General features: G+C 64.3%; 2 protein-coding genes (1 of these 2 only partly in view). Both read left to right on the forward strand.

Annotated elements, in window-relative coordinates; translation table 11 throughout:
* Positions 1-12,330 carry a non-ribosomal peptide synthase/polyketide synthase gene (locus J3P82_RS08715; protein ID WP_434562283.1) on the forward strand — a complete coding sequence of 4,110 codons (12,330 nt, stop codon included), beginning with the start codon at positions 1-3 and terminating at the stop codon, positions 12,328-12,330.
* Positions 12,330-23,302, forward strand: partial view of a non-ribosomal peptide synthase/polyketide synthase gene (locus J3P82_RS08720; protein WP_434562285.1) — the 5' portion only. The gene runs 2,515 nt beyond the window's last position; only the first 10,973 of its 13,488 coding nucleotides appear in the window; it begins with the start codon at positions 12,330-12,332; its stop codon lies beyond the right edge, outside the window. Before J3P82_RS08715 ends, J3P82_RS08720 begins: the two co-directional genes overlap by 1 nt.

A 23,302-nucleotide genomic window follows, 5' to 3' on the forward strand; every position in this document is an offset into this window, starting at 1 on the left:
ATGAATGCTGAAGACGCCTTGAAACTTGCTCGCCGGTTTATCGGGTTGCCCTTGGACAAGCGCCAGATGTTCCTGGCAGCGCTGGACAAGGAGGGCGTGGAGTTCAGCCGTTTCCCTATTCCCCAAGGCGTCGAGGCTGACGACCGCCAGGCCCTGTCTTACGCCCAGCAGCGTATGTGGTTCCTCTGGCAACTGGACCCGCAAAGCGGCGCCTACAATTTGCCCGGTGCGGTCCGACTCAAGGGCACGCTGAGCCTGCCAGCGCTGGAGCAAGCCTTCGCCAGCCTGGTGGCCCGCCACGAAACCCTGCGCACGGTGTTCCAGCGCCAGGCCGACGACAGCCTCCTGCAAGTACCGGCCAATGCGCCGCTGGTGATCGAGCAACAAGACCTCGGCAACTTGCCCGCAGGCGAGCGCGAGCAGGCGGTGCGCCAGGCGGCGGAAGCGCAATCGATGCGGCCCTTCGATTTGTCGAACGGCCCCTTGCTGCGAGTCGAGTTGCTCAAGCTCGATGAGCAGGAACGCGTGTTGCTGCTGACCTTGCATCACATCGTCTCCGATGGCTGGTCGATGAACGTGCTGATCGATGAATTCATCCGCTGCTACGACGCCCATGAAGCGGGCCTGGAGCCGCAATTGGCTGACTTGCCGATCCAGTACAGCGATTACGCGCTGTGGCAGCGCCGCTGGCTGGAGGCCGGTGAGCAGGCGCGGCAGCTGGCGTACTGGCAGGCGCAATTGGGTGATGAACATCCGGTGCTGGAGCTGCCGACCGACCATTCGCGCCCGGCCATGCCGAGCTACCGTGGCAGCCGTCATGAGTTTGCCATCGATGCCGCATTGGCGGAGCAACTGCGCAGCACCGCCCAGCAGCATGGCGTCACGCTGTTCGTGCTGTTGCTCAGTGCGTTCAATGTGCTGCTGCATCGCTACAGCGGCCAGTCGGATATCCGCGTCGGTGTGCCGATCGCCAACCGTAACCGTGACGAAATCGAAGGCCTGATCGGCTTCTTCGTCAACACCCAAGTGCTGCGCACTGAGCTGGATGGCCAGACCCGGGTCGACCAGTTGTTGCGCCGTGTCAAGGAGACCGCGCTGGGTGCCCAGGCTCATCAGGACCTGCCGTTCGAGCGCCTGGTCGAAGCCCTGAAGCTGGAGCGCAGCCTCAGCCATACGCCGCTGTTCCAGGTGATGTACAACCATCAGCCGCAGGTGGCGGATGTCACCAGGATCCGCACGGCATCCGGGCTGGAATTGGGCATGATCGAGTGGCAGGCCCGCACCACGCAATTCGACCTGACCCTGGACACCTTTGAGAAGGCCGGCACGCTGCACGCTGCGCTGACCTTTGCCAATGACCTGTTTGAGGCGCCGACCATCGAGCGCATGGCACGGCATTGGCTGCGCGTACTGACGGCGATGATCGCCGACCCGTCGCAGCGCATCGGCGAGTTGCCGTTGCTCGATAGTGACGAGTACAGCAGCCTGGTCCACGGTTGGAATGCCACCGCCCAGCGCTACCCCACCGACTTGTGCATGCATCAACTGATTGAAGCCCAGGTGGCGCGCACCCCGGATGCAACGGCGCTGGTTTTTGACGAACAAAGCCTGACCTACGCCGAGCTCGATGCACGCGCCAACCGACTGGCTCATCTGCTGCGTGAGCGCGGTGTGCGGCCGGACAGCCTGGTGGGCATCTGCGTCGAGCGCTCGGTGGAAATGGTCGTTGGCCTGCTGGCGATCCACAAGGCCGGCGGCGCCTACGTGCCGCTGGACCCTGAGTATCCGCAGGAGCGCCTGGCCTACATGATCGAGGACAGCGGCGTCGCCTGGTTGCTGACCCAGCGCTCGTTGGCGGCGGGGCTGCCCACCGATGGCGTCGAGGTGATCACGCTCGATCAGCCGGCCGATTGGCTCGACGGCTACAGCGAGCATCGCCCCGGCATCAGCGTCAATCCGCTGAACCTGGCCTATGTGATCTACACCTCCGGTTCCACCGGCAAGCCCAAGGGCGCGGGCAACAGTCACGCCGCCCTGGTCAATCGCTTGTGCTGGATGCAGCAAGCCTACGGCCTGGATGGCAGCGATGCGGTGTTGCAGAAAACCCCGTTCAGCTTCGACGTGTCGGTGTGGGAATTTTTCTGGCCACTGATGACCGGTGCGCGCCTGGTAGTGGCCGCGCCGGGTGCGCACCGCGACCCGCAAGAACTGATCGAGACCATCAACCGTCACGGCATCAGCACGCTGCATTTCGTGCCGTCGATGCTGCAGGCGTTCATCCACGAGCCAGGCGTGGAAAGCTGCGAAGGCTTGAAGCGCATCGTCTGCAGCGGTGAGGCGCTGGCGCTGGACGCCCAGCACCAAGTGTTTGCGAAACTGCCGAACGCCTCCCTCTACAACCTGTACGGCCCGACCGAAGCGGCCATCGACGTGACCCATTGGACCTGCGTCGACGAAGGTGCCGATTGCGTGCCGATCGGCCAGCCCATCGCCAACCTGCGCACCCATGTGCTCGATGCCCAGCTGTCGCCGGTGCCGTGGGGTGTGCCGGGCGAGTTGTACCTGGGCGGGGCCGGGCTGGCGCGCAATTATCACCAACGCCCGGGGCTGACGGCGGAGCGTTTTGTGCCGTGCCCGTTCCATGACGGTGCGCGTCTGTACCGCACCGGCGACCAAGTGCGCCAGCGCGCCGACGGGGTGATCGAATACCTCGGTCGCCTCGACCATCAGGTCAAGCTGCGCGGCCTGCGCATCGAGCTGGGCGAAATCGAAACCCGCCTCATGCAGCACCCGCTCGTGCGCGAGGCCGTGGTGCTGGTGCAGGACGGCAAGCATCTGGTGGGTTACCTGGTGCTGCAAGACGGCGACCCCCAGGAGACGTGGCAGCAGGACCTCAAGGCCTGGTTGCTGGGCAACTTGCCGGAATACATGGTGCCGACGTACCTGATGCCGTTGCATAAGTTGCCGGTCACCGCCAACGGCAAACTGGATCGCAAGGCCCTGCCACAGCCAGACGCCGCGCCTCAACAAGCGTTTGTGGCACCACAGGATGCGCTGCAAACCGCCCTGGCCGAGATATGGCAGGACGTTCTCGGGGTGGCGCGCGTGGGGCTCGAAGACAACTTCTTCGAGCTGGGCGGCGACTCGATCATCTCCATCCAAGTGGTCAGTCGTGCGCGACAGGCCGGTATCCGCATTCAGCCCCGTGATCTGTTCCAGTACCAGACGGTGCGCAGCCTGGCGTTGGTGGCCAGCCACGACAATCACAGTACCTTGGATCAAGGGGCGGTCACTGGCGACGCCGTGCTCGGGCCGATCCAGCAGCAGTTTTTCACCCAGGCGATGCAGGCTCGCGAACACTGGAACCAGTCGCTGTTGCTGACTGCCCGGGAGTCGCTGAATGCGCACTGGCTCGACGCGGCGCTGACCTGCCTCATCAATCATCACGACGCCTTGCGCCTGCGCTTTGTCGAAGGCGCCGACGGTTGGCAGCAGCATCATGGGCCGCTGGTGCAAAGCGCCGACGTGTGGCAACGCGATGCCCGGTCCGTCGACGACCTGAATGCATTGTGCGACGAGGCACAGCGCAGCCTGGACCTGCAAGACGGGCCGCTGTTGCGCGCCATGCTGGTGAATCTGGCCGACGGTAGCCAGCGGTTGGCGCTGATCATCCATCACCTGGTGGTGGACGGCGTGTCGTGGCGCGTGCTGCTGGAAGATCTGCAGCAAACCTACGAGCAGCTGGCGGCGGGCGGCGGCGTGGCGCTGCCAGCCAAGACCAGTGCGTTCAAGTGCTGGACAGCGCGGCTGAGCGCCGAAACGTCGCGCTTCGACGGTCAGTTGGCTTACTGGAAAGCCCAGCATCACGGGGCGCGGGATCTGCCTTGCGAGCGCCCGCAGGGCAGCCTGCAGAATGTTCACGGCGCCAAGATCGAATGGCGCCTGGACGCCGAGCTGACCCGGCAATTGCTGCAACAGACGCCCGCGGCCTATCGCACGCAGGTCAACGACCTGCTGCTGACTGCGCTGGCCCGCACCATCAGCCACTGGAGCGGGCAGCCCGGCACGCTGATCGAACTGGAAGGCCATGGCCGTGAAGAGCTGTTCGATGACATCGACCTGACCCGCACGGTCGGTTGGTTGACGAGCTTGTTCCCGGTGAAGCTGACCGCCACCGACGACCTCGACGGCTCGATCAAGGCGATCAAGGAACAACTGCGCGGCGTCCCGGACAAAGGCCTGGGCTACGGCGTGCTGCGTTATCTGGCGGCGCCTTCGGTGCGAGCTGAATGGGCGGGCCTGGCGCCCGCGCGCATTACGTTCAACTATCTGGGCCAGTTCGACCGTCAGTTCGATGAATCGGCGCTGTTGGTACCGTCCAGCGAAGGCAGTGGCGTCGCCCAGGACCCAACGGCTCCGCTGGCCAACTGGCTGACCGTGGAAGGCCAGGTGTACGGCGGGGAACTGGCGATGAGCTGGGGTTTCAGCCGTGAGATGTTCGACAGCGCGACGGTGCAACGGCTGGTCGACCAATACGCCATCGAGCTCAAGGCGCTGATCGAGCATTGCGCCAACCTTGCGATGCCGCAAGCCACGCCGTCGGATTTCCCCCTGGCGCAGATCAGCCAGGCGCAGCTCGACCAGCTGCCGATGCCGGCCGGCCAGCTCGATGATATTTATCCGCTGGCGCCGATGCAGCAGGGCTTGTTATTCCACACGCTCTACGAACAGGCCGCGGGCGAATACGTCAACCAACTGCGGGTGGACGTGCAAGGCCTCGATGCCGAGCGCTTCCGCACGGCGTGGCAAGCCACCGTCGCGACGCAGGATATCCTGCGCAGTGGTTTCGTCTGGCAGGGCGAATGGGAGCAACCGCTGCAGGTCGTCCACAAGCAGGTGCAGTTGCCCTTCACCGCGCTGGACTGGCGCGAGCGAGACGAGCAGACCCAGGCCCTGACGGCGCTGGCCAATGCCGAACGCGCGCAAGGTTTCGATCTTGGCCAGGCGCCGCTGTTGCGCCTGGTGCTGGTGCGCACCGGCGCCGAGCACTGGCATCTGATCTACACCCATCATCACATCCTGATGGACGGCTGGAGCAATTCGCAGCTGCTCGGCGAGGTCATGCAGCGCTACAACGGACGCCCGCCCGCCAGCACCGTCGGCCGTTATCGCGATTACATCGGCTGGCTGCAACGCCAGGACGGGAAGCTCAGCGAGGGCTTCTGGCGCGAGCAACTGGCCGCGCTGCAAGAGCCGACCCGACTCGCCCGCGCAGCGTTGGACAGCGATAGCCAGGGCGGCCACGGCGATCGTTTCCACACGCTCGACGCGCCACGCACACAGGCGCTGGAAGCGTTTGCCCGCGAGCAAAAAGTCACCGTCAACACGCTGGTGCAAGCGGCCTGGCTGCTATTGCTGCAACGCTATACCGGGCACCCGACCGTGGCGTTTGGCGCGACCGTGGCCGGGCGGCCGGCGGACTTGCCCGGCATCGAGCAGCAGGTCGGGTTGTTCATCAACACCTTGCCGGTGATCGGCACGCCACGTCCCGACCAGACGGTCAGCCAATGGCTGCAAGCGGTACAGGCGCAGAACCTGAGCCTGCGGGATTTCGAACACACGCCGCTGGCGGACATCCAGCGTTGGGCCGGGCAGGGCGGCGAGGCGCTGTTCGACAACATCCTGGTATTCGAGAACTACCCGATTGCCCAGGCCTTGCAGCAAGGCACCGGTAGCGACGTCACCTTTGGCAAGGTGGCCAATCTTGAGCAGACCCACTATGCCCTGAGCGTGGCGGTCACCCTCGGTGAACAACTGGCGCTGCATTACAGCTACGAGCGCCGGCAGTTCGCCGACGAGGTCATCAACCAGATCAGCGCTCATCTGCTGCATCTACTTGGACAATTCAGCCAGGGTGCCGAACGCAGGCTGGGTGAAATCGCCCTGGCGAGCAGCGCGCAACAGGCGCGGCAACAGGCCGACAACCGCCCGCAGCCGTATCCGGTGGACATCGCCGTGCATCAGCGGATCGCCGCGTTGGCGACCGAGCGCCCGCAGCGCACGGCAGTGATTTTCAACGGCCGGCACTTCAGCTACGGCGAGATAGACCAGCGCGCGAACCAGTTGGCCCATGCCCTGATCGCCCGTGGCGTTGGTCCTGAAACCCGCGTTGGGGTGGCCCTGCCGCGCAGCGAAGGGGTGATCGTCGCGCTGTTGGCGGTGCTCAAGGCCGGCGGCGCCTACGTGCCGCTGGATATCAGCTATCCGCGAGAGCGCCTGGCGTACCTGATGGAAGACGCCGGTCTGGCCTTGCTGATCAGTGACACGTCGGTATCGGCGCAGTTGCCCGTGGACGAATCGTTGCCGCTGCTGGAGCTCGATCGTATCGATCTGCGCGAGCTGCCGGCCAGCGCGCCGCACGTCCAACTCGATCCGCAAAACCTCGCCTACGTCATCTACACCTCAGGTTCCACCGGCAACCCCAAGGGCGTGAGCGTGGCCCACGGTCCGCTGGCGATGCACTGCCAGGCCATCGGCGAGCGCTATGAAATGCGCGACAGCGATTGCGAGTTCCATTTCATGTCGTTCGCTTTCGACGGTGCCCATGAACGTTGGCTCACCAGCCTGACCCACGGCGCGTCGCTGCTGATTCGCGACGACAGCCTGTGGACCCCGGAGCAAACCTACAACGCCATGCGCGAGCACGGTGTGACGGTGGTGGCGTTCCCGCCGGTGTACCTGCAACAACTGGCCGAACACGCCGAGCGCGAGGGCAACCCACCGAAGGTGCGCATTTACTGCTTCGGCGGCGATGCCGTGCCCAGCGCCAGTTTTGAACGAGTCAAGCGCGCCCTCGATCCGGATTTCATCATCAACGGCTACGGCCCGACCGAAACCGTGGTCACGCCGCTGATCTGGAAAGCAGGCCGCGAGGTGGCGTGTGGCGCCGCGTACGCGCCGATTGGTAGCCGCATCGGCGACCGCAGTGCCTACGTGCTCGACGCCGATCTGAACCTGCTGCCCCAAGGCATGGCCGGTGAGCTGTACCTGGGCGGCACTGGGCTGGCCCGCGGTTACCTGAACCGTCCGGGCCTGACCGCCGAGCGCTTCGTTGCTGACCCGTTCAGCGCCGACGGTCTGCTGTACCGCACCGGCGACCTGGTGCGCCAGCGCGTCGACGGCACTTTCGATTACCTGGACCGTATCGACAACCAAGTGAAGATCCGCGGTTTCCGCATCGAGCTGGGGGAAATCGAAGCCAGCCTACAAGCCCTCGACGGCGTGCGCGAAGCGGTGGTCGTGGCCCAGGAGGGCGCTGCCGGCAGCGGCAAGCGCTTGGTGGCCTACGTCGTGGCTGCAGAAGCTGCGCGTGGAGATTTCGCCGAGCACCTGCGCGAACAGCTCAAGGCGACATTGCCGGCGCACATGGTCCCGGCTTATCTGCTGCTGCTCGAACGCCTGCCGCTGACCCCCAACGGCAAACTCGACCGCAAGAACCTGCCCAAGCCTGACGCCAGCCAATTGCAGCAAAGCTACCTGGCGCCGCGCAGCGCGTTGGAGCAGCAATTGGCGTCGATCTGGCAGGACGTGCTCAAGCTTGAACGCGTCGGCCTGCGGGACAACTTCTTCGAACTGGGCGGCGATTCCATCGTCTCGATCCAGGTGGTCAGCCGCGCCCGCCAGGCCGGGATTCATTTCACGCCGAAGGATCTGTTCCAGCATCAAACCCTGGAAATGCTGGCGACCGTGGCCCGCCTGGGCGAAGCCGCCCAAGTCATCGATCAGGGCCCGGTTACCGGTGAGCTGGCGCTGTTGCCGGTGCAACGCTTGTTCTTCGAACAAACGATCGCGCAGCGTCATCACTGGAACCAGGCGGTGATGCTCAAGCCGACCGAGCGCCTGGATGCGCGAGTGCTTGATCAGGCACTAAACGCGCTGGTGCTGCATCACGATGGCCTGCGTTTGAGCTTCACCGAGCGGGGCGAGGGTTGGACGGCGCGCTACCGTGCGCCGGCCAGCCATCGCGACGAATTGCTCTGGGCCGTGGACGCGCCTGATGCACAGGCCTTGCAGAGCATAGCCAACGAGGCCCAGCGCAGCCTGAGTCTGCAAGACGGGCCGCTGCTGCGTGCGGTCTTGGCGACGCTGGCCGATGGCAGCCAACGGCTGTTGCTGGCGGTCCATCACCTGGTGATCGACGGCGTGTCGTGGCGAATCCTGTTCGAGGATCTGCAAAGCGCTTACCGCCAGTTAGCCAGTGGCGCAGCCTTGCAGCTGCCGCTCAGGACCCATTCGGCGCAGGCCTGGGCCGAGCGGCTGCAAGGTTATGCGCGCAGCAACTCGCTGCAGCAGGAATTGACCTTCTGGCAAGCCCAGCTCGAGGGCGTCGATGCGCGGTTGCCGATGGATAATCCACACGGCGGGCAGCAGAACCGCTTGGCGATGACTGTGCGTACGCGACTCGACGCCGCGTTGACCCGACAACTGCTGCAAGACGCGCCCAAGGCCTATCGCACCCAGGTCAATGATTTGCTGCTGACTGCCTTGGCGCGGGTCATGGTGCGTTGGACCGGTGCCGACAGCGTGCTGATCCAGCTCGAAGGCCATGGTCGCGAAGCCCTGTTCGACGATGTCGACCTGACCCGCACCGTTGGCTGGTTCACCAGCCTGTACCCGGCCAGGCTCACGCCACGGGCGGACCTTGGCGATTGCCTGAAACAGATCAAGGAACAACTGCGGGCGATTCCCGACAAGGGCCTGGGCTTTGGCGCCCTGGCCCACCTGGCGGATGACGCCACGCGGGCGCTCCTGGCCCGACTGCCGACGCCAAGCCTGACCTTCAACTACCTGGGGCAGTTCGACGCCAGCTTTGACGAAGCCGACGGCGCCTTGTTCGTGCCGGCCGACGAAGCTGCTGGCGATGAGCTGGACGCCGAAGCGCCACTGTCCAACGTGTTGGCCTTGAACGGCCAGGTGTTCAATGGCGAGCTGAACCTGGGCTGGACCTTCAGCCGCGAGCAGTTCAACGAGGCCACCATCCAGGCCTTGGCCGATGAATATGCGGACCAATTGCAGCGGCTGATCGAGCATTGCTGCCAGGGCGGACACCACGGTGTGACGCCGTCGGACTTCCCGCTGGCGAGCCTGGGTCAGCAGCAATTGGACGGGCTGCCAATGCCGACAGCGCAGATTGTCGACCTCTATCCGCTGTCGCCGATGCAGCAGGGCATGTTGTTCCATGGCGTGTACGGCGACGCCAGCGGCGACTACAGCAACCAGTTGCGCCTGGATGTCGAAGGGCTGGATCCGCAGCGTTTCCGCCAGGCCTGGCAGGCTGCCGTGGACGCCCATGACATATTGCGCACGCGCTTCGTCTGGCAGGGCGACCTGTCGGCGCCGGTGCAAGTCGTCAGCAGGTATCTGGAGCTGCCTTACAGCGTGCATGACTTGCGCGGCGACCCGCAGCCCGACCAGGCCTTGCAGACCCTCGCCGATGCCGAGCGCCAGCAACTGGACCTGAGCGCGCCAGCCCTGATACGCCTGATGATCGTGCGCCTCGACGAGCAGCGTTATCACCTGATCTACAGCCACCACCACATCCTTATGGATGGCTGGAGCAATTCGCAGCTGCTCGGCGAGGTGCTGCAACGCTACAACGGTCAATCTGTCGCGGCGTCTGGCGGTCGTTATCGCGACTACATCGCCTGGCTGCAACGCCAGGATGCAGCAGCCAGCGAAGCGTTCTGGAAACCTGCGCTGCAACGCCTGGAAGCCCCGACGCGGCTGGCCGATGCGGTCGTCAAACCGGCCGAACTGGGCACCGGCTACGGCGATCACGTGCAGGTGTTGGATGAAGCGTCGACCCGCCGCCTGGAAGCTTTCGCCCGAGCCTCGAAAGTCACCGTCAACACGCTGGTGCAAGCGGCATGGCTGCTGCTGTTGCAGCGCTACACCGGCAAGGCCACCGTGGCGTTTGGCGCGACGGTGGCCGGGCGTCCGGCGGATTTGCCCGGCATCGAGCAGCAGATCGGCCTGTTCATCAACACCTTGCCGGTGATCGCCAGCCCGCGGGCCGAGCAGTCGCTGGACAGCTGGCTGCAAGCGGTGCAGGAACAAAACCTGGCGCTGCGCGAGTTCGAACACAGCGCATTGCTGGACATCCAACGCTGGGCCGGGCAGGGCGGCGACGCGCTGTTCGACAGCTTGCTGGTGTTCGAGAACTACCCGATCGCCCAGGCTCTGGAGCAAGGCGCGCCGGACGGTTTGCGCTTCGGCTCGCCAATCACCCAGGAGCAGACCAACTACCCGCTGACGTTGCTGGTGGGGTTGGAGCGGCAGTTGTCGGTGCACATGAGTTATCAATTGGCGAGCTTTGCTCCGGATACGGTTGAGCGGTTGGCGGCGCATCTGGCGCAGTTGCTTGGGCAGATGACCACGCAAGGCGAGCGCTGCCTGAGTGAACTGTCGATGCTGGAATTCGATGAGCATCAGCGCCTGACCCATGATTGGAATCCAGTCGATGCGCCGTTCGAACAGGACGTTTGTGTTCACCAACTGATCGCCCGCCAGGCGCAATCCACTCCTGACGCATTGGCCGTCACCTTCGCCAGCACGCGCCTGAGCTACAGCGAACTCGACGGCCGCGCCAATCGCCTGGCCCACAAGCTCATCGAGCTGGGCGTCGGCCCGGAAGTGCGGGTGGGCGTGGCGATGCCGCGTTCCGAACAGTTGTTGATCGCCTTGCTGGCGGTGCTCAAGGCCGGTGGCGCCTATGTGCCGCTCGACCCCGATTACCCGGCCGAACGCGTGGCGTACATGCTCGATGACAGCCGTGCGCGGGTGCTGTTGACCGAGCAGGCAGTAGCGGCGACGTTGACGGTTCCGGCGGGGACCGAAGTGTTGCTGCTGGACCGGATTGAGTTGACCTCCTATCCGTTGAAACCACCGGTTATAGCTGTCACGCCAGACAACCTCGCCTACGTCATCTACACCTCCGGCTCCACCGGCAAACCCAAAGGCGTAGCCATTGCCCATCGCAATGTGCTTGCGCTGATCGACTGGTCGAAATCGGTCTACCGCCGCGACGACATCCAAGGCGTACTCGCTTCCACCTCGGTGTGCTTCGACTTGTCGGTGTGGGAGCTGTTTGTCACGCTCGCCAACGGCGGCTCGTTGATCATCGCCCGCAACGCCCTGGAACTGCCGCAGCTGCCGGCCCGCGATCAAGTCCGGCTGATCAACAGCGTGCCCTCGGTCATCGCTGCGTTACAGCGCAACGGCGAGATTCCGGACAGCGTGCGCATCATCAACCTGGCCGGTGAACCGCTGAAGCAGAGCCTGGTGGAGACGCTGTACCAACAGCCAGCCATCGAGCACGTCTACGACCTTTATGGTCCTTCCGAAGACACGACCTACTCGACCTGGACCCGTCGCACTGCCGGCGGCACGGCGAACATCGGTCGCCCGCTGAAGCACACCGCCAGCTACCTGCTGGACGCAAACCTGCAACCGGTGCCCCAAGGCGTCTCGGCGGAGCTGTACCTGAGCGGCGCGGGCATCACCCGGGGTTACCTCGGGCGGGCGGCGATGACTGCGGAAAAATATGTACCCAATCCGTTTTCCACGACCGGCGAACGCCTGTACCGCACCGGTGACCTGTGCCGTTATCGCGCCGATGGCGTGCTCCAATACCAGGGCCGCCTCGACCATCAAGTGAAGATCCGTGGCTTGCGCATCGAGCTGGGGGAAATCGAGGCGCGGTTGCTACAACAACCGGCGGTGCGGGAAGTGGCGGTGCTCGCTCAGGACGGCGCGGGCGGCCAGCAACTGGTGGCCTACGTGGTCGCTTCGGCTCAGGAGGCGGACGCCAGCACCCTGCGTGATCAGCTCAAGGCCAATCTCAAGACAAGCGTGCCCGATTACATGATCCCGGCGCACTGGCTGTTCCTCGAACAACTGCCGCTGACCCCCAATGGCAAGCTCGACCGCAAGGCGTTGCCGAGCATAGAGAGCGCACGTTCGCAAAGCAGCTACGAAGCGCCTGTCAGCGAACTCGAACAGCAAGTCGCGGCGATCTGGGCCCAGGTGCTCACCGTCGAGCGCGTGGGCTTGCACGATCACTTCTTCGAGCTGGGCGGCCACTCGTTGCTGGCGGTCACCGCCGTCTCGCGCATGGCCCTCGAACTGGGGGTGAGCCTGACCCCGCAACTGTTATTCCAGCACCCGGTCCTGAAGGATTTCGTCGCGTTACTCGACAGCGGCGACCGGCCAATCAATGAACAGAAACTGAACAAGCTGGAAGCCCTGCTTGATGAAATGGAGGAAGTCTGATGGACAAGAGTGTTGCTTTGAGGATTGCCAAGCGCTTTATCACTCTGCCGCTGGACAAACGCAGGCTGTATCTGGAAAAGATGCTCCAAGAGGGCGTCTCGCCGGCCAACCTGCCGATCCCCGAGGTGCGTTCCGGGTTCGAACACATCCCGCTGTCCTATGCCCAGGAGCGCCAGTGGTTCCTGTGGCAGATGGACCCCCACAGCTCGGCTTATCACATCCCCACGACCCTTCGCCTGAAAGGCCGGTTGGACGTGCCGGCCCTGGAGCGCAGTTTCAATGCCCTGGTCGAGCGCCACGAGAGCTTGCGCACCACCTTCAGCGAAGACGGCGAACAAGCCATCCAGATTGTCCACCGCCAGATGCCTTTGCGCATCGCGGTGGAGACACTGGCGGCCGGTTCGCCGACCAGCCAGGACAGCGCCATCAAGGCCTTCGTCGAGCGCGAAACCGCGCGCCCCTTCGACTTGCGCCAAGGGCCGATGTTGCGGGTGTCGCTGTTGAAAATCGCCGAGGATGATCACGTGTTGGCGCTGATCCAGCACCACATCATTGCCGATGGCTGGTCGATGCAAGTGCTGGTTGATGAGCTGGTGCGCCATTACGCGACCGATACCGCCGGCCAGCCATTGCGCCTGCCGGCCCTGGACGTGCAGTACGCCGACTACGCTATCTGGCAGCGCCATTGGCTGGAGGCCGGCGAGCGCGAGCGTCAGTTGGCCTATTGGCTCCAGACCCTAGGTGACGAGCAGCCGGTGCTTGAGTTGCCGCTCGATCATCCGCGCCCACCGGTGCAGAGCTTTCGTGGCGCGCGCCTGGACTTGAAGCTGACAGCCGAACTGGCGACAGCGCTCAAGCAACTGGCCCAGCGCGAAGGCGCGAGCCTGTTCATGGTCTTGCTGGCCTCGTTCCAAGCGTTGCTGCACCGCTACAGCGGCCAGCCGCAGATTCGCGTGGGCGTGCCGACCGCCAACCGCAACCGGGTCGAGACCGAAGGGCTGATCGGCTTTTTCGTCAACACCCAAGTGCTCAATGCCCACGTCGACGGACAGCTGCCATTCGATCGCTTGCTTGCCCAAGTCAAGCAGTCGGCCATGGCCGCCCAGGCCCATCAAGACTTGCCATTCGAGCAACTGATCGAGGCGCTGCAACCGGAGCGCAGCCTCAGCCACAGCCCGATCTTCCAAGTCATGTTCAACCACCAGAACGCCGGCGCCAATCGAAGCCGGCGGATGCACCTGCCGCAACTGCGCGTCGAAGATTTGCTATGGGAAGGGCGCACCGCCCAGTTCGACTTGACCCTCGGCACCTATGAAACCGAGCAGGGCATTGCGGCGGAGCTGACTTACGCCACCGACCTCTTCGACCCCCTGACGATCGAACGCCTGGCCGAGCACTGGCAAAACCTGTTGCGAGGCATCGTCGACGCGCCACACCAGCGCATCGGCGAACTGCCGCTGCTCGGCCCGGCGCAACAGCGCCTCACGCAACAACAATGGCTGCGCGTGGCCGACCATAGTGCCGAGGCCGTGTGCGTACACCAGCGCATCGCTGAACAGGCCCGTCTGAATCCCGAGGCACTGGCGCTGACTGTCGACGGACACGCCCTGAGCTACAGGCAACTGGATGCACGTGCCAACCAACTGGCTCACCGCTTGATCGAGCTGGGCGTGACGCCAGGCCAATTGGTGGGCATCGCGGTGGAGCGCAGCGCCGAAATGATTGTCGGCCTGTTGGCGATCCTCAAGGCCGGCGGCGCCTACGTGCCGTTGGACCCGGCGTACCCGGAGGATCGCCTGGCCTACATGATCGAGGACAGCGGCATCGGTTTGTTGTTGACCCAGGCCCGCTTGGTCAATCGATTGCCGATCCCGGCGACGCTCCAGACCCTGCTGTTGGATCAGCCGGACGCCGCGCTGCAAGACGCCGCTCAAACCTCTCCGGCCGTAGCGCTGACCGGCGAGCACCTGGCTTACGTCATCTACACCTCCGGCTCCACCGGCAAGCCCAAGGGCGTCATGGTGCGCCACGGCGCGCTGGGCAATTTCATCAGCAGCATGATCGCCCAGCCAGGCCTCGCGGCCGGCGACCGCATGCTGTCGCTGACGACGTTCTCCTTCGATATTTTCGGCCTGGAAATCTACGCGCCATTGTCGGTCGGGGCTAGCGTGGTGCTGACCGGCCAGAACGTCCACCAGGATCCGCAAGCGGTGCTGGCGCTGATCGAACAGCACGACGTCAGCGTGCTGCAAGCCACGCCGTCGAGCTGGCGCATGCTGCTCGATCATGAACAGGCTTGGGTGCTTGCCGGGCGTACTTTCCTGTGCGGCGGCGAAGCATTGCCGCTGGAGTTGGCCCAGCGTCTGCTGGCGCTTTCGCCGAAGGTCTGGAACCTCTACGGTCCGACCGAAACCACGATCTGGTCGGCCGTGCATCCGCTGAGCCTTGAGTGCGACCGTCCATTCCTCGGCAAACCGCTGGACAACACGGCGCTGTACATCGTCGGCAGCGACCTGAGCCTCAATCCCCCTGGCGCGCCGGGTGAGCTGTTCATCGGTGGCGTCGGCCTCGCCCGTGGCTATTTCCAGCGCCCGGCATTGACCGCCGAACGCTTCGTGCCGGACCCGTTTTCCACCACGGGCGAGCGGCTGTACCGCACCGGCGACCTGAGCCGTTATCGCGCCGAAGGCGTGGTCGAATACCTCGGCCGCCTCGACCATCAGGTGAAGATCCGCGGCCTGCGTATCGAGCTCGGCGAGATCGAAGCTGCGCTGCTGGCCCAGGACAGTGTGCGCGAAACCGTGGTGGTCGCCCACGAAGGCCCGACCGGTGCGCAACTGGTGGGTTATGTGGTGCCAGCCAACGGCGAATTGCCTGAACCGGATGCCCCGCTGCGCGCCGCGCTCAAGGCCGCGCTCAAGGCGCAGCTGCCGGAATACATGGTCCCGGCACACCTGTTGTTCCTGGCGCAACTGCCGCTGACACCCAATGGCAAGATCGATCGCAAGGCCTTGCCGGCGCCCGAGGCCAGGGATTTGCAGCAGACCTACATGGCGCCGCGCAGTGAGGTCGAGCAGCAAGTGGCGGCGATCTGGCAGGACGTGCTCAAGCTTGAGCGCGTGGGGCTGGAAGACAACTTCTTCGAGCTGGGCGGGCACTCGCTGCTGGTCACCCAAGTGGTCTCGCGAGTCCGTCGGGCGCTGGGCATCGAGGTGCCGCTGCGCAGCTTGTTCGAGCACAGCACGTTGCGAGCGTTCGTCGCGGCCTTCGCTACAACGCCCGGCGAACAAACGCCGGTCATGGTGCCGGTGTCGCGTGACGCGCCGCTGCCGTTGTCGTTTGCCCAGGAGCGCCAATGGTTCCTCTGGAAAATGGATCCGGACAGCGCCGCCTACAACATCCCGACTGCGCTGCGGATGCGCGGCACGCTGGATAAAGTCGCGCTGCGCAAGAGTTTTGCGGCGTTGGTGGAACGTCATGAAAGCTTGCGCACCGTGTTCGTCGAAGAGGATGGACACACCTGCCAAGTCATTCGTGGGCAGGGCCGGGTTGATTTCATTGAGCAGTGCCTGGAGGGGAACGATGAGGCCGCTATCGAGGTTTTCCTCGAGCAGCAGACGCAACGTCCGTTCGATCTGCTGAGCGATGCGCTGCTGCGCGTGGCGTTGCTGGAGGTGACCGAACAGGATCACGTCCTGGTACTGACGCTGCACCACATCGTCTCGGACGGTTGGTCCTTGCAGGTGATGGTTGATGACCTGATGGGCCTGTACTCGGCGTTCGCTCAGGGCCACAGCGCGCAACTGCCGCCGCTGGCGGTGCAATACGCCGACTACGCGGTCTGGCAGCGGCAATGGATGGCGGCCGGTGAACAGGATCGCCAACTGGCCTACTGGACCGCGCAACTGGGCGGCGAACAGCCGTTGCTGGAATTGCCCACCGACCACCCGCGCCCTGCGCAGCAAAGCCAGCGGGGCGCACGTCTGCCGATTGTGCTGGACCGCGCCTTGAGCGATGACCTCAAGGCCCTGGCCCGGCGAGAAAACGTCACGCTGTTCGTGCTGTTGCTCGGCGCTTTCCAAACGTTGCTGCATCGCTACAGTGGTCAAGCCGACATCCGTGTCGGGGTGCCGATCGCCAACCGCCAGCGGCTGGAAACCGAGCGGCTGATCGGATTCTTCGTCAACACCCAGGTCCTGCGCAGCGAGTTTCACAGTGACCTGAGCGGTGCCGCATTGTTGCAACAGCTCAAGAAGACGGCCTTGGCCGCGCAGATGCACCAGGACCTGCCCTTCGAGCAACTGGTCGATGCCTTGCAGCCGCAACGCAACCTGAGTCACAGCCCGCTGTTCCAGGCGATGTTCAACCACCGCAACGAAGCCGACTCGGCCTTCGTCGACGCCTTGCCGGGTCTTCGCATCGAACCCGTCGGCTGGGCGCAGCGCACCGCGCAATTCGACTTGAGCCTGGACACCACCGACAGCTCGCAGGGCTTGCACGCAGCCTTGACCTACGCCACGGACCTGTTCGAGCCGGCGACCATCGAACGCATGGCCCGGCATTGGCTCAACGTGTTGCAGAGCATGGTGCAAGACCTGCATCGCCCCGTGGCGCAATGGTCGCTGTTGGACGATGAAGAGCGCCGGCACATGCTCGTTGACTGGAACGCGACGGCGCAATATTACCCTCTCGACCACAGCGTCCAGGCGCTGATCGAGGAACAGGTGCGCCGGACTCCGGACGCGCCGGCACTGGTGTTTGGCGAACAACGCCTGAGCTACAGCGAACTCAACGCTCGTGCCAACCGGTTGGCTCACCGCTTGATCGACCAGGGTGTCGGTCCCGATGTGCTGGTGGGCATCGCCGTGGAGCGTTCGGTGGAAATGGTGCTGGGGCTGTTGGCGATTCTCAAGGCTGGCGGCGCCTACGTGCCGTTGGACCCTGAGTATCCACGGGACCGCCTGGCCTACATGTTCGAAGACAGCGGCATCGGTTTGCTGCTGACCCAGCAGCCTCTGCTGGAATCGTTGCCGATTCCGGACGGGCTGCGCTGCCTGGTGCTGGACCTGCCTGACGATGGGCTATACGCGACCCGCGAGCACAATCCGAATGTGCAAGTCCATGCCGAAAACCTGGCGTATGTCATCTATACCTCCGGCTCCACCGGCAAGCCCAAGGGCGCCGGCAATCGCCATGGCGCGCTGGTCAATCGGTTGTGCTGGATGCAGCAGGCATACGGCCTCGTTGCCTCGGACAGCGTCCTGCAAAAAACGCCGTTCAGCTTCGACGTCTCGGTGTGGGAATTCTTCTGGCCGCTGCTGACCGGCTCTACGCTGGTGGTGGCTGCGCCGGGTGCCCATCGTGACCCGACGCAACTGATCGAGCTGATTACCGCGCAGCGCATCACCACGCTGCACTTCGTGCCGTCGATGCTCCAGGCATTCCTGCAAGATCCGCGCGTGGCGCAATGCACCAGCCTCAAGCGGATCGTTTGCAGTGGTGAAGCGCTGCCGGTGGATGCCCAGCAACAGGTCTTTGCCAAACTGCCGAACGCCGGCCTGTACAACCTCTACGGTCCGACCGAGGCGGCTATCGACGTCACCCACTGGACCTGTGTCGAAGAAGGCCGCGACAGCGTGCCGATCGGCCAGCCGATCGCCAACCTCGGCACCTACATCCTCGACGACGAATTGTCGCCGGTGCCGGTGGGCGTGATCGGCGAGCTGTACCTGGCGGGCGAGGGGCTGGCGCGGGGCTACCATCGGCGCGCGGCGTTGACCGCCGAGCGCTTCGTCACCGGGCCGTTCGGCCATGGCCAGCGCTTGTATCGCACCGGCGACCTGGCGCACTACCGCGCCGATGGCGTGATCGAATACGCCGGGCGAATGGACCATCAGGTGAAGATCCGCGGACTGCGCATCGAACTGGGCGAAATCGACGCGCGCCTGGCCGAGCACGATGCGGTGCGCGAAACCGTGGTCCTGGCCCAGGACGGCACGCTACTGGTGGCTTACGTGGTCCCGACGCGCGCCGAGTTGCTGGCCGCCGACGACGCCGTTCGCCAAGCGCTGCAAGCTCGCTTGAGGGAACATCTGAGCCAATCCTTGCCCGACTACATGGTGCCGCAACACTGGGTGTGGCTGGAAAAAATGCCGGTCAGCCCAAACGGCAAGCTTGAGCGCAAGGCGCTGCCCAAGGCTGATCCAAGCGCGAGCCCCAAGGGCTACGTTGCAGCGGTTACCGCCGTGGAACAAACGTTGGCCGTGATCTGGCAAAACGTGCTCGGGCGCGAGCGCGTAGGGGTGACCGACAACTTCTTCGAGCTGGGCGGCGATTCGATCATTTCAATTCAGGTGGTGAGCCGCGCCCGTCAGGCCGGGATCCATATCAGTCCCAAGGACTTGTTCCTGCACCAGACCATCCAGGGCCTGGCCAGCGTCGCGACGACGGGGCACGGCGGGCCTGTCGTTGACCAAGGCCCGGTCACCGGGCAGACGCTGCTGTTGCCGTTCCAGCAGTGGTTTTTCGAACTGGCCATGACCGAGCCTCATCACTGGAACCAGTCGGTGTTGCTCAAGGGCTTGCGACCCGTACACGCCGGGCATCTGGAGCAAGCGTTGCAAACCTTGGTTGCGCATCACGACGCGTTGCGCCTGGGCTTCGCCTGCAAGGACGGCGTCTGGAGCGCTCGCCATGGCACCCTGGCCGAGCAGCAGGCGCTTTGGCAGCGTTCGCCGCTGTTGTGGACCGCCGAGGTGGCCGATGCGTCGGCCCTCGAAGCGTTGGCCGAACACGCCCAGCGCAGCCTCGAACTGCAAAATGGCGCGCTGATGCGCGGCGTGCTGGCGAGCCTAGCCGACGGCAGCCAACGGTTGTTATTGGTGATTCACCACCTGGTGGTGGACGGCGTGTCCTGGCGCATTCTGCTGGAAGACCTGCAACAGGCCTATGACCAGTTGCAGGCCGGCCAGGCGCCGACGCTGCCAGCCAAGACCACGGCCACGCAGACCTGGGCGCAACGGTTGCAGGTGTATGCCGGCAGCGCGGCGTTGCAGGCCCAGATGGCGTATTGGCAGGGACAACTGGAAGGTGCTTGCCACGACTTGCCTTGCGACCGTCCGCAGGGCGATTTGCAAAGATGCCGTGGGGTGCAGGTCCAGACGCGGCTGGGCAAAGACCAGACCCGGCGATTGCTGCAACAGGCGCCGGCGGCTTACCGCACCCAGGTCAATGACCTGCTGCTGACCGCACTGGCCCGGGTGATCGGCCGCTGGACCTCCCAGGAATCGACCTTGATTCAACTGGAGGGCCATGGCCGCGAGGCGCTGTTCGATGAGTTGGACCTGAGCCGCAGCGTTGGCTGGTTCACCAGCCTGTTTCCGGTGCGCCTCACCCCGATGGCAACTGCCGAAGGCTCGATCAAGGCGATCAAGGAGCAACTGCGGGCGATTCCCGACAAAGGGCTCGGCTTCGGCGTGTTGCGTTACCTGGGCGATGAACCGACGCGTCGCACCCTCGCAGCGCTGCCGGTACCGCGCATCACGTTCAATTATCTGGGCCAGTTCGACAGCGATTTTGCCGATGACGGCGATGGGCTGTTTGTTCCCGCCAGCGAATCGGCGGGCGCGGCGCAGAGTCCGTTGGCGCCGCTGGATAACTGGTTGAGCCTCAATGGCAGCGTCTATGCGGGCGAGTTGAGCATCGACTGGACGTTCAGCTCGCAGATGTTCGACGAGGCGACGATCCAGGCGTTGGCCGTGGAATATGGTCGAGAGTTGCAAGCGTTGATCGACCACTGCTGCGAACCGCAGCACCGCGGCTTCACGCCGTCGGACTTCCCCCTGGCCGGATTGCACCAGTCGCAGCTAGACGCCTTGCCGCTGGTGGCGCGAGAGGTGGAGGACATCTATCCGCTGTCGCCGATGCAGCAGGGCATGTTGTTCCATACGTTGCTAGAGCAACAGGCCGGCCACTACATCAACCAGATGCGCGTCGATGTCGAAGGGCTCGACGTCGAGCGCTTCCGCCACGCCTGGCAAGCGGCAACGGATGCCCATGATGTGCTGCGCAGTGGTTTTGTCTGGGAGGGTGATTTCAAGCGGGCGTTGCAAGTGGTGCACAAGCGCGTGGACCTCGTTTTGCAGCTGCATGACGGACGCTCACAGGCTGATTTGCCTGAGTATCTGGATGCTCTCGCAGCGGCCCAGCGGCAACAAGGTTTCGTCCTGGAGGCAGCGCCGTTGCTGCGGTTGGCGGTAGTGCGCGTGGCCCAGGATCACTATCACTTGATCTACACCAGCCACCATATCCTCATGGATGGCTGGAGCAATTCGCAGTTGCTCGGCGAAGTATTACAGCGCTACAGCGGCCAGTCAGTTGCCGTGTCTGGCGGTCGGTATCGCGACTACATCGCCTGGCTGCAACGCCAGGACGCAGCAGCCAGCGAAGCGTTCTGGAAACCTGCGCTGCAACGCCTGGAAGCACCGACGCGGTTGGCCGATGCGGTCGCCAAACCGGCCGAGCTGGGCACCGGCTACGGCGATCACGTCCAAGTGCTGGACGAAGCGTTGACCCGCCGCCTGGAAGCTTTCGCCCGAGCCTCGAAAGTCACCGTCAACACGCTGGTGCAAGCGGCATGGCTGCTGCTGTTGCAGCGCTACACCGGCAAGGCCACCGTGGCGTTTGGCGCGACGGTGGCCGGGCGTCCGGCGGATTTGCCCGGCATCGAGCAGCAGATCGGCCTGTTCATCAACACCTTGCCGGTGATCGCCAGCCCGCGGGCTGAGCAGACGCTGGACAGCTGGCTGCAAGCGGTGCAGGGACAAAACCTGGCGCTGCGCGAGTTCGAACACAGCGCATTGCTGGACATCCAACGCTGGGCCGGGCAGGGCGGAGACGCGCTGTTCGACAGCCTGCTGGTGTTCGAGAACTACCCGATCGCCCAGGCTCTGGAGCAAGGCGCGCCGGACGGTTTGCGCTTCGGCTCGCCAATCACCCAGGAGCAGACCAACTACCCGCTGACGTTGCTGGTGGGGTTGGAGCGGCAGTTGTCGGTGCACATGAGTTATCAATTGGCGAGCTTTGCTCCGGATACGGTTGAGCGGTTGGCGGCGCATCTGGCGCAGTTGCTTGGGCAGATGACGGCCAATGGCGAGCGCTGCCTGGGTGAACTGTCGATGCTGGAATTCGATGAGCATCAGCGCCTGACCCATGATTGGAATCCAGTCGACGCGCCGTTCGAACAGGACGTGTGCATCCACGATTTGATTGCTCGCCAAGTCGACGCTACTCCAGACGCGCTAGCGGTGACCTTCAATGATATTCGGCTGAGCTACAGCGAACTCGACGGCCGCGCCAATCGCCTGGCCCACAAGCTCATCGAGCTGGGCGTCGGCCCGGAAGTGCGAGTGGGCGTGGCGATGCCGCGTTCCGAGCAGTTGCTGATCGCCTTGCTCGCGGTGCTCAAGGCCGGTGGTGCCTACGTGCCGCTCGACCCCGATTATCCGGCCGAACGCGTGGCCTACATGCTCGATGACAGCCGTGCGCGGGTGCTGTTGACCGAGCAGGCAGTGGCGGCGACGTTGACGGTTCCGGCCGAGACTGAAGTGCTGCTGCTCGATCAGCTCGACCTTTCACGCTATCCATTGGACGCACCACAGAGCAGCGTTAAACCCGACAATCTTGCTTATGTGATCTACACCTCCGGCTCCACCGGCAAACCCAAAGGCGTGGCCATCGCCCATCGCAACGTGTTGGCGCTGATCGACTGGTCGAAATCGGTCTACCGCCGCGACGACATCCAAGGCGTACTCGCTTCCACCTCGGTGTGCTTCGACTTGTCGGTGTGGGAGCTGTTCGTCACGCTCGCCAACGGCGGCTCGCTGATCATCGCCCGCAACGCCCTGGAACTGCCGCAGCTGCCGGCCCGCGATCAAGTCCGGCTGATCAACAGCGTGCCCTCGGTCATCGCTGCGTTACAGCGCAACGGCGAGATTCCGGACAGCGTGCGCATCATCAACCTGGCCGGTGAACCGCTGAAGCAGAGCCTGGTGGAGACGCTGTACCAACAGCCAGCCATCGAGCACGTCTACGACCTTTATGGTCCTTCCGAAGACACGACCTACTCGACCTGGACCCGCCGCACTGCCGGCGGCACGGCGAACATCGGTCGCCCGCTGAAGCACACCGCCAGCTACCTGCTGGACGCAAACCTGCAACCGGTGCCCCAAGGCGTCTCGGCGGAGCTGTACCTGAGCGGCGCGGGCATCACCCGGGGTTACCTCGGGCGGGCGGCGATGACTGCGGAAAAATATGTACCCAATCCGTTTTCCACGACCGGCGAACGCCTGTACCGCACCGGTGACCTGTGCCGTTATCGCGCCGATGGCGTGCTCCAATACCAGGGCCGCCTCGACCATCAAGTGAAGATCCGTGGCTTGCGCATCGAGCTGGGGGAAATCGAGGCGCGGTTGCTACAACAACCGGCGGTGCGGGAAGTGGCGGTGCTCGCTCAGGACGGCGCGGGCGGCCAGCAACTGGTGGCCTACGTGGTCGCTTCGGCTCAGGAGGCGGACGCCAGCACCCTGCGTGATCAGCTCAAGGCCAATCTCAAGACAAGCGTGCCCGACTACATGATCCCGGCGCACTGGCTGTTCCTCGAACAACTGCCGCTGACGCCCAACGGCAAGCTTGACCGCAAGGCGTTGCCGGGCATCGAGAGCGGGGTGCAGCAAAGCGATTACGCGGCCCCGGCCAGCGAACTCGAGCAACGCATCGCCGACGTCTGGCAAGCGGTGCTGGAAGTGGAGCGAGTCGGTCGCAACGACCATTTCTTCGAGCGCGGCGGTCATTCGTTGCTGGCGACCCAGGCCATATCCCGGTTACGCAAGCTGACGACTTATCCATTGAGCCTGCGCGACCTGTTCGATCACCCGCAACTCAAGGCGTTGGCGGCAGTGATGAGCGCTGGCGA

It is taken from the genome of Pseudomonas sp. Z4-20 (genome assembly GCF_051131955.1).
GTDB lineage: Bacteria > Pseudomonadota > Gammaproteobacteria > Pseudomonadales > Pseudomonadaceae > Aquipseudomonas > Aquipseudomonas marvdashtae.

What these genes read in the sequence shown, in the direction of transcription:
- J3P82_RS08715 (WP_434562283.1), top strand. Translation starts at nt 1, where the DNA reads ATGAATGCTGAAGACGCCTTGAAACTTGCTCGCCGGTTTATCGGGTTG.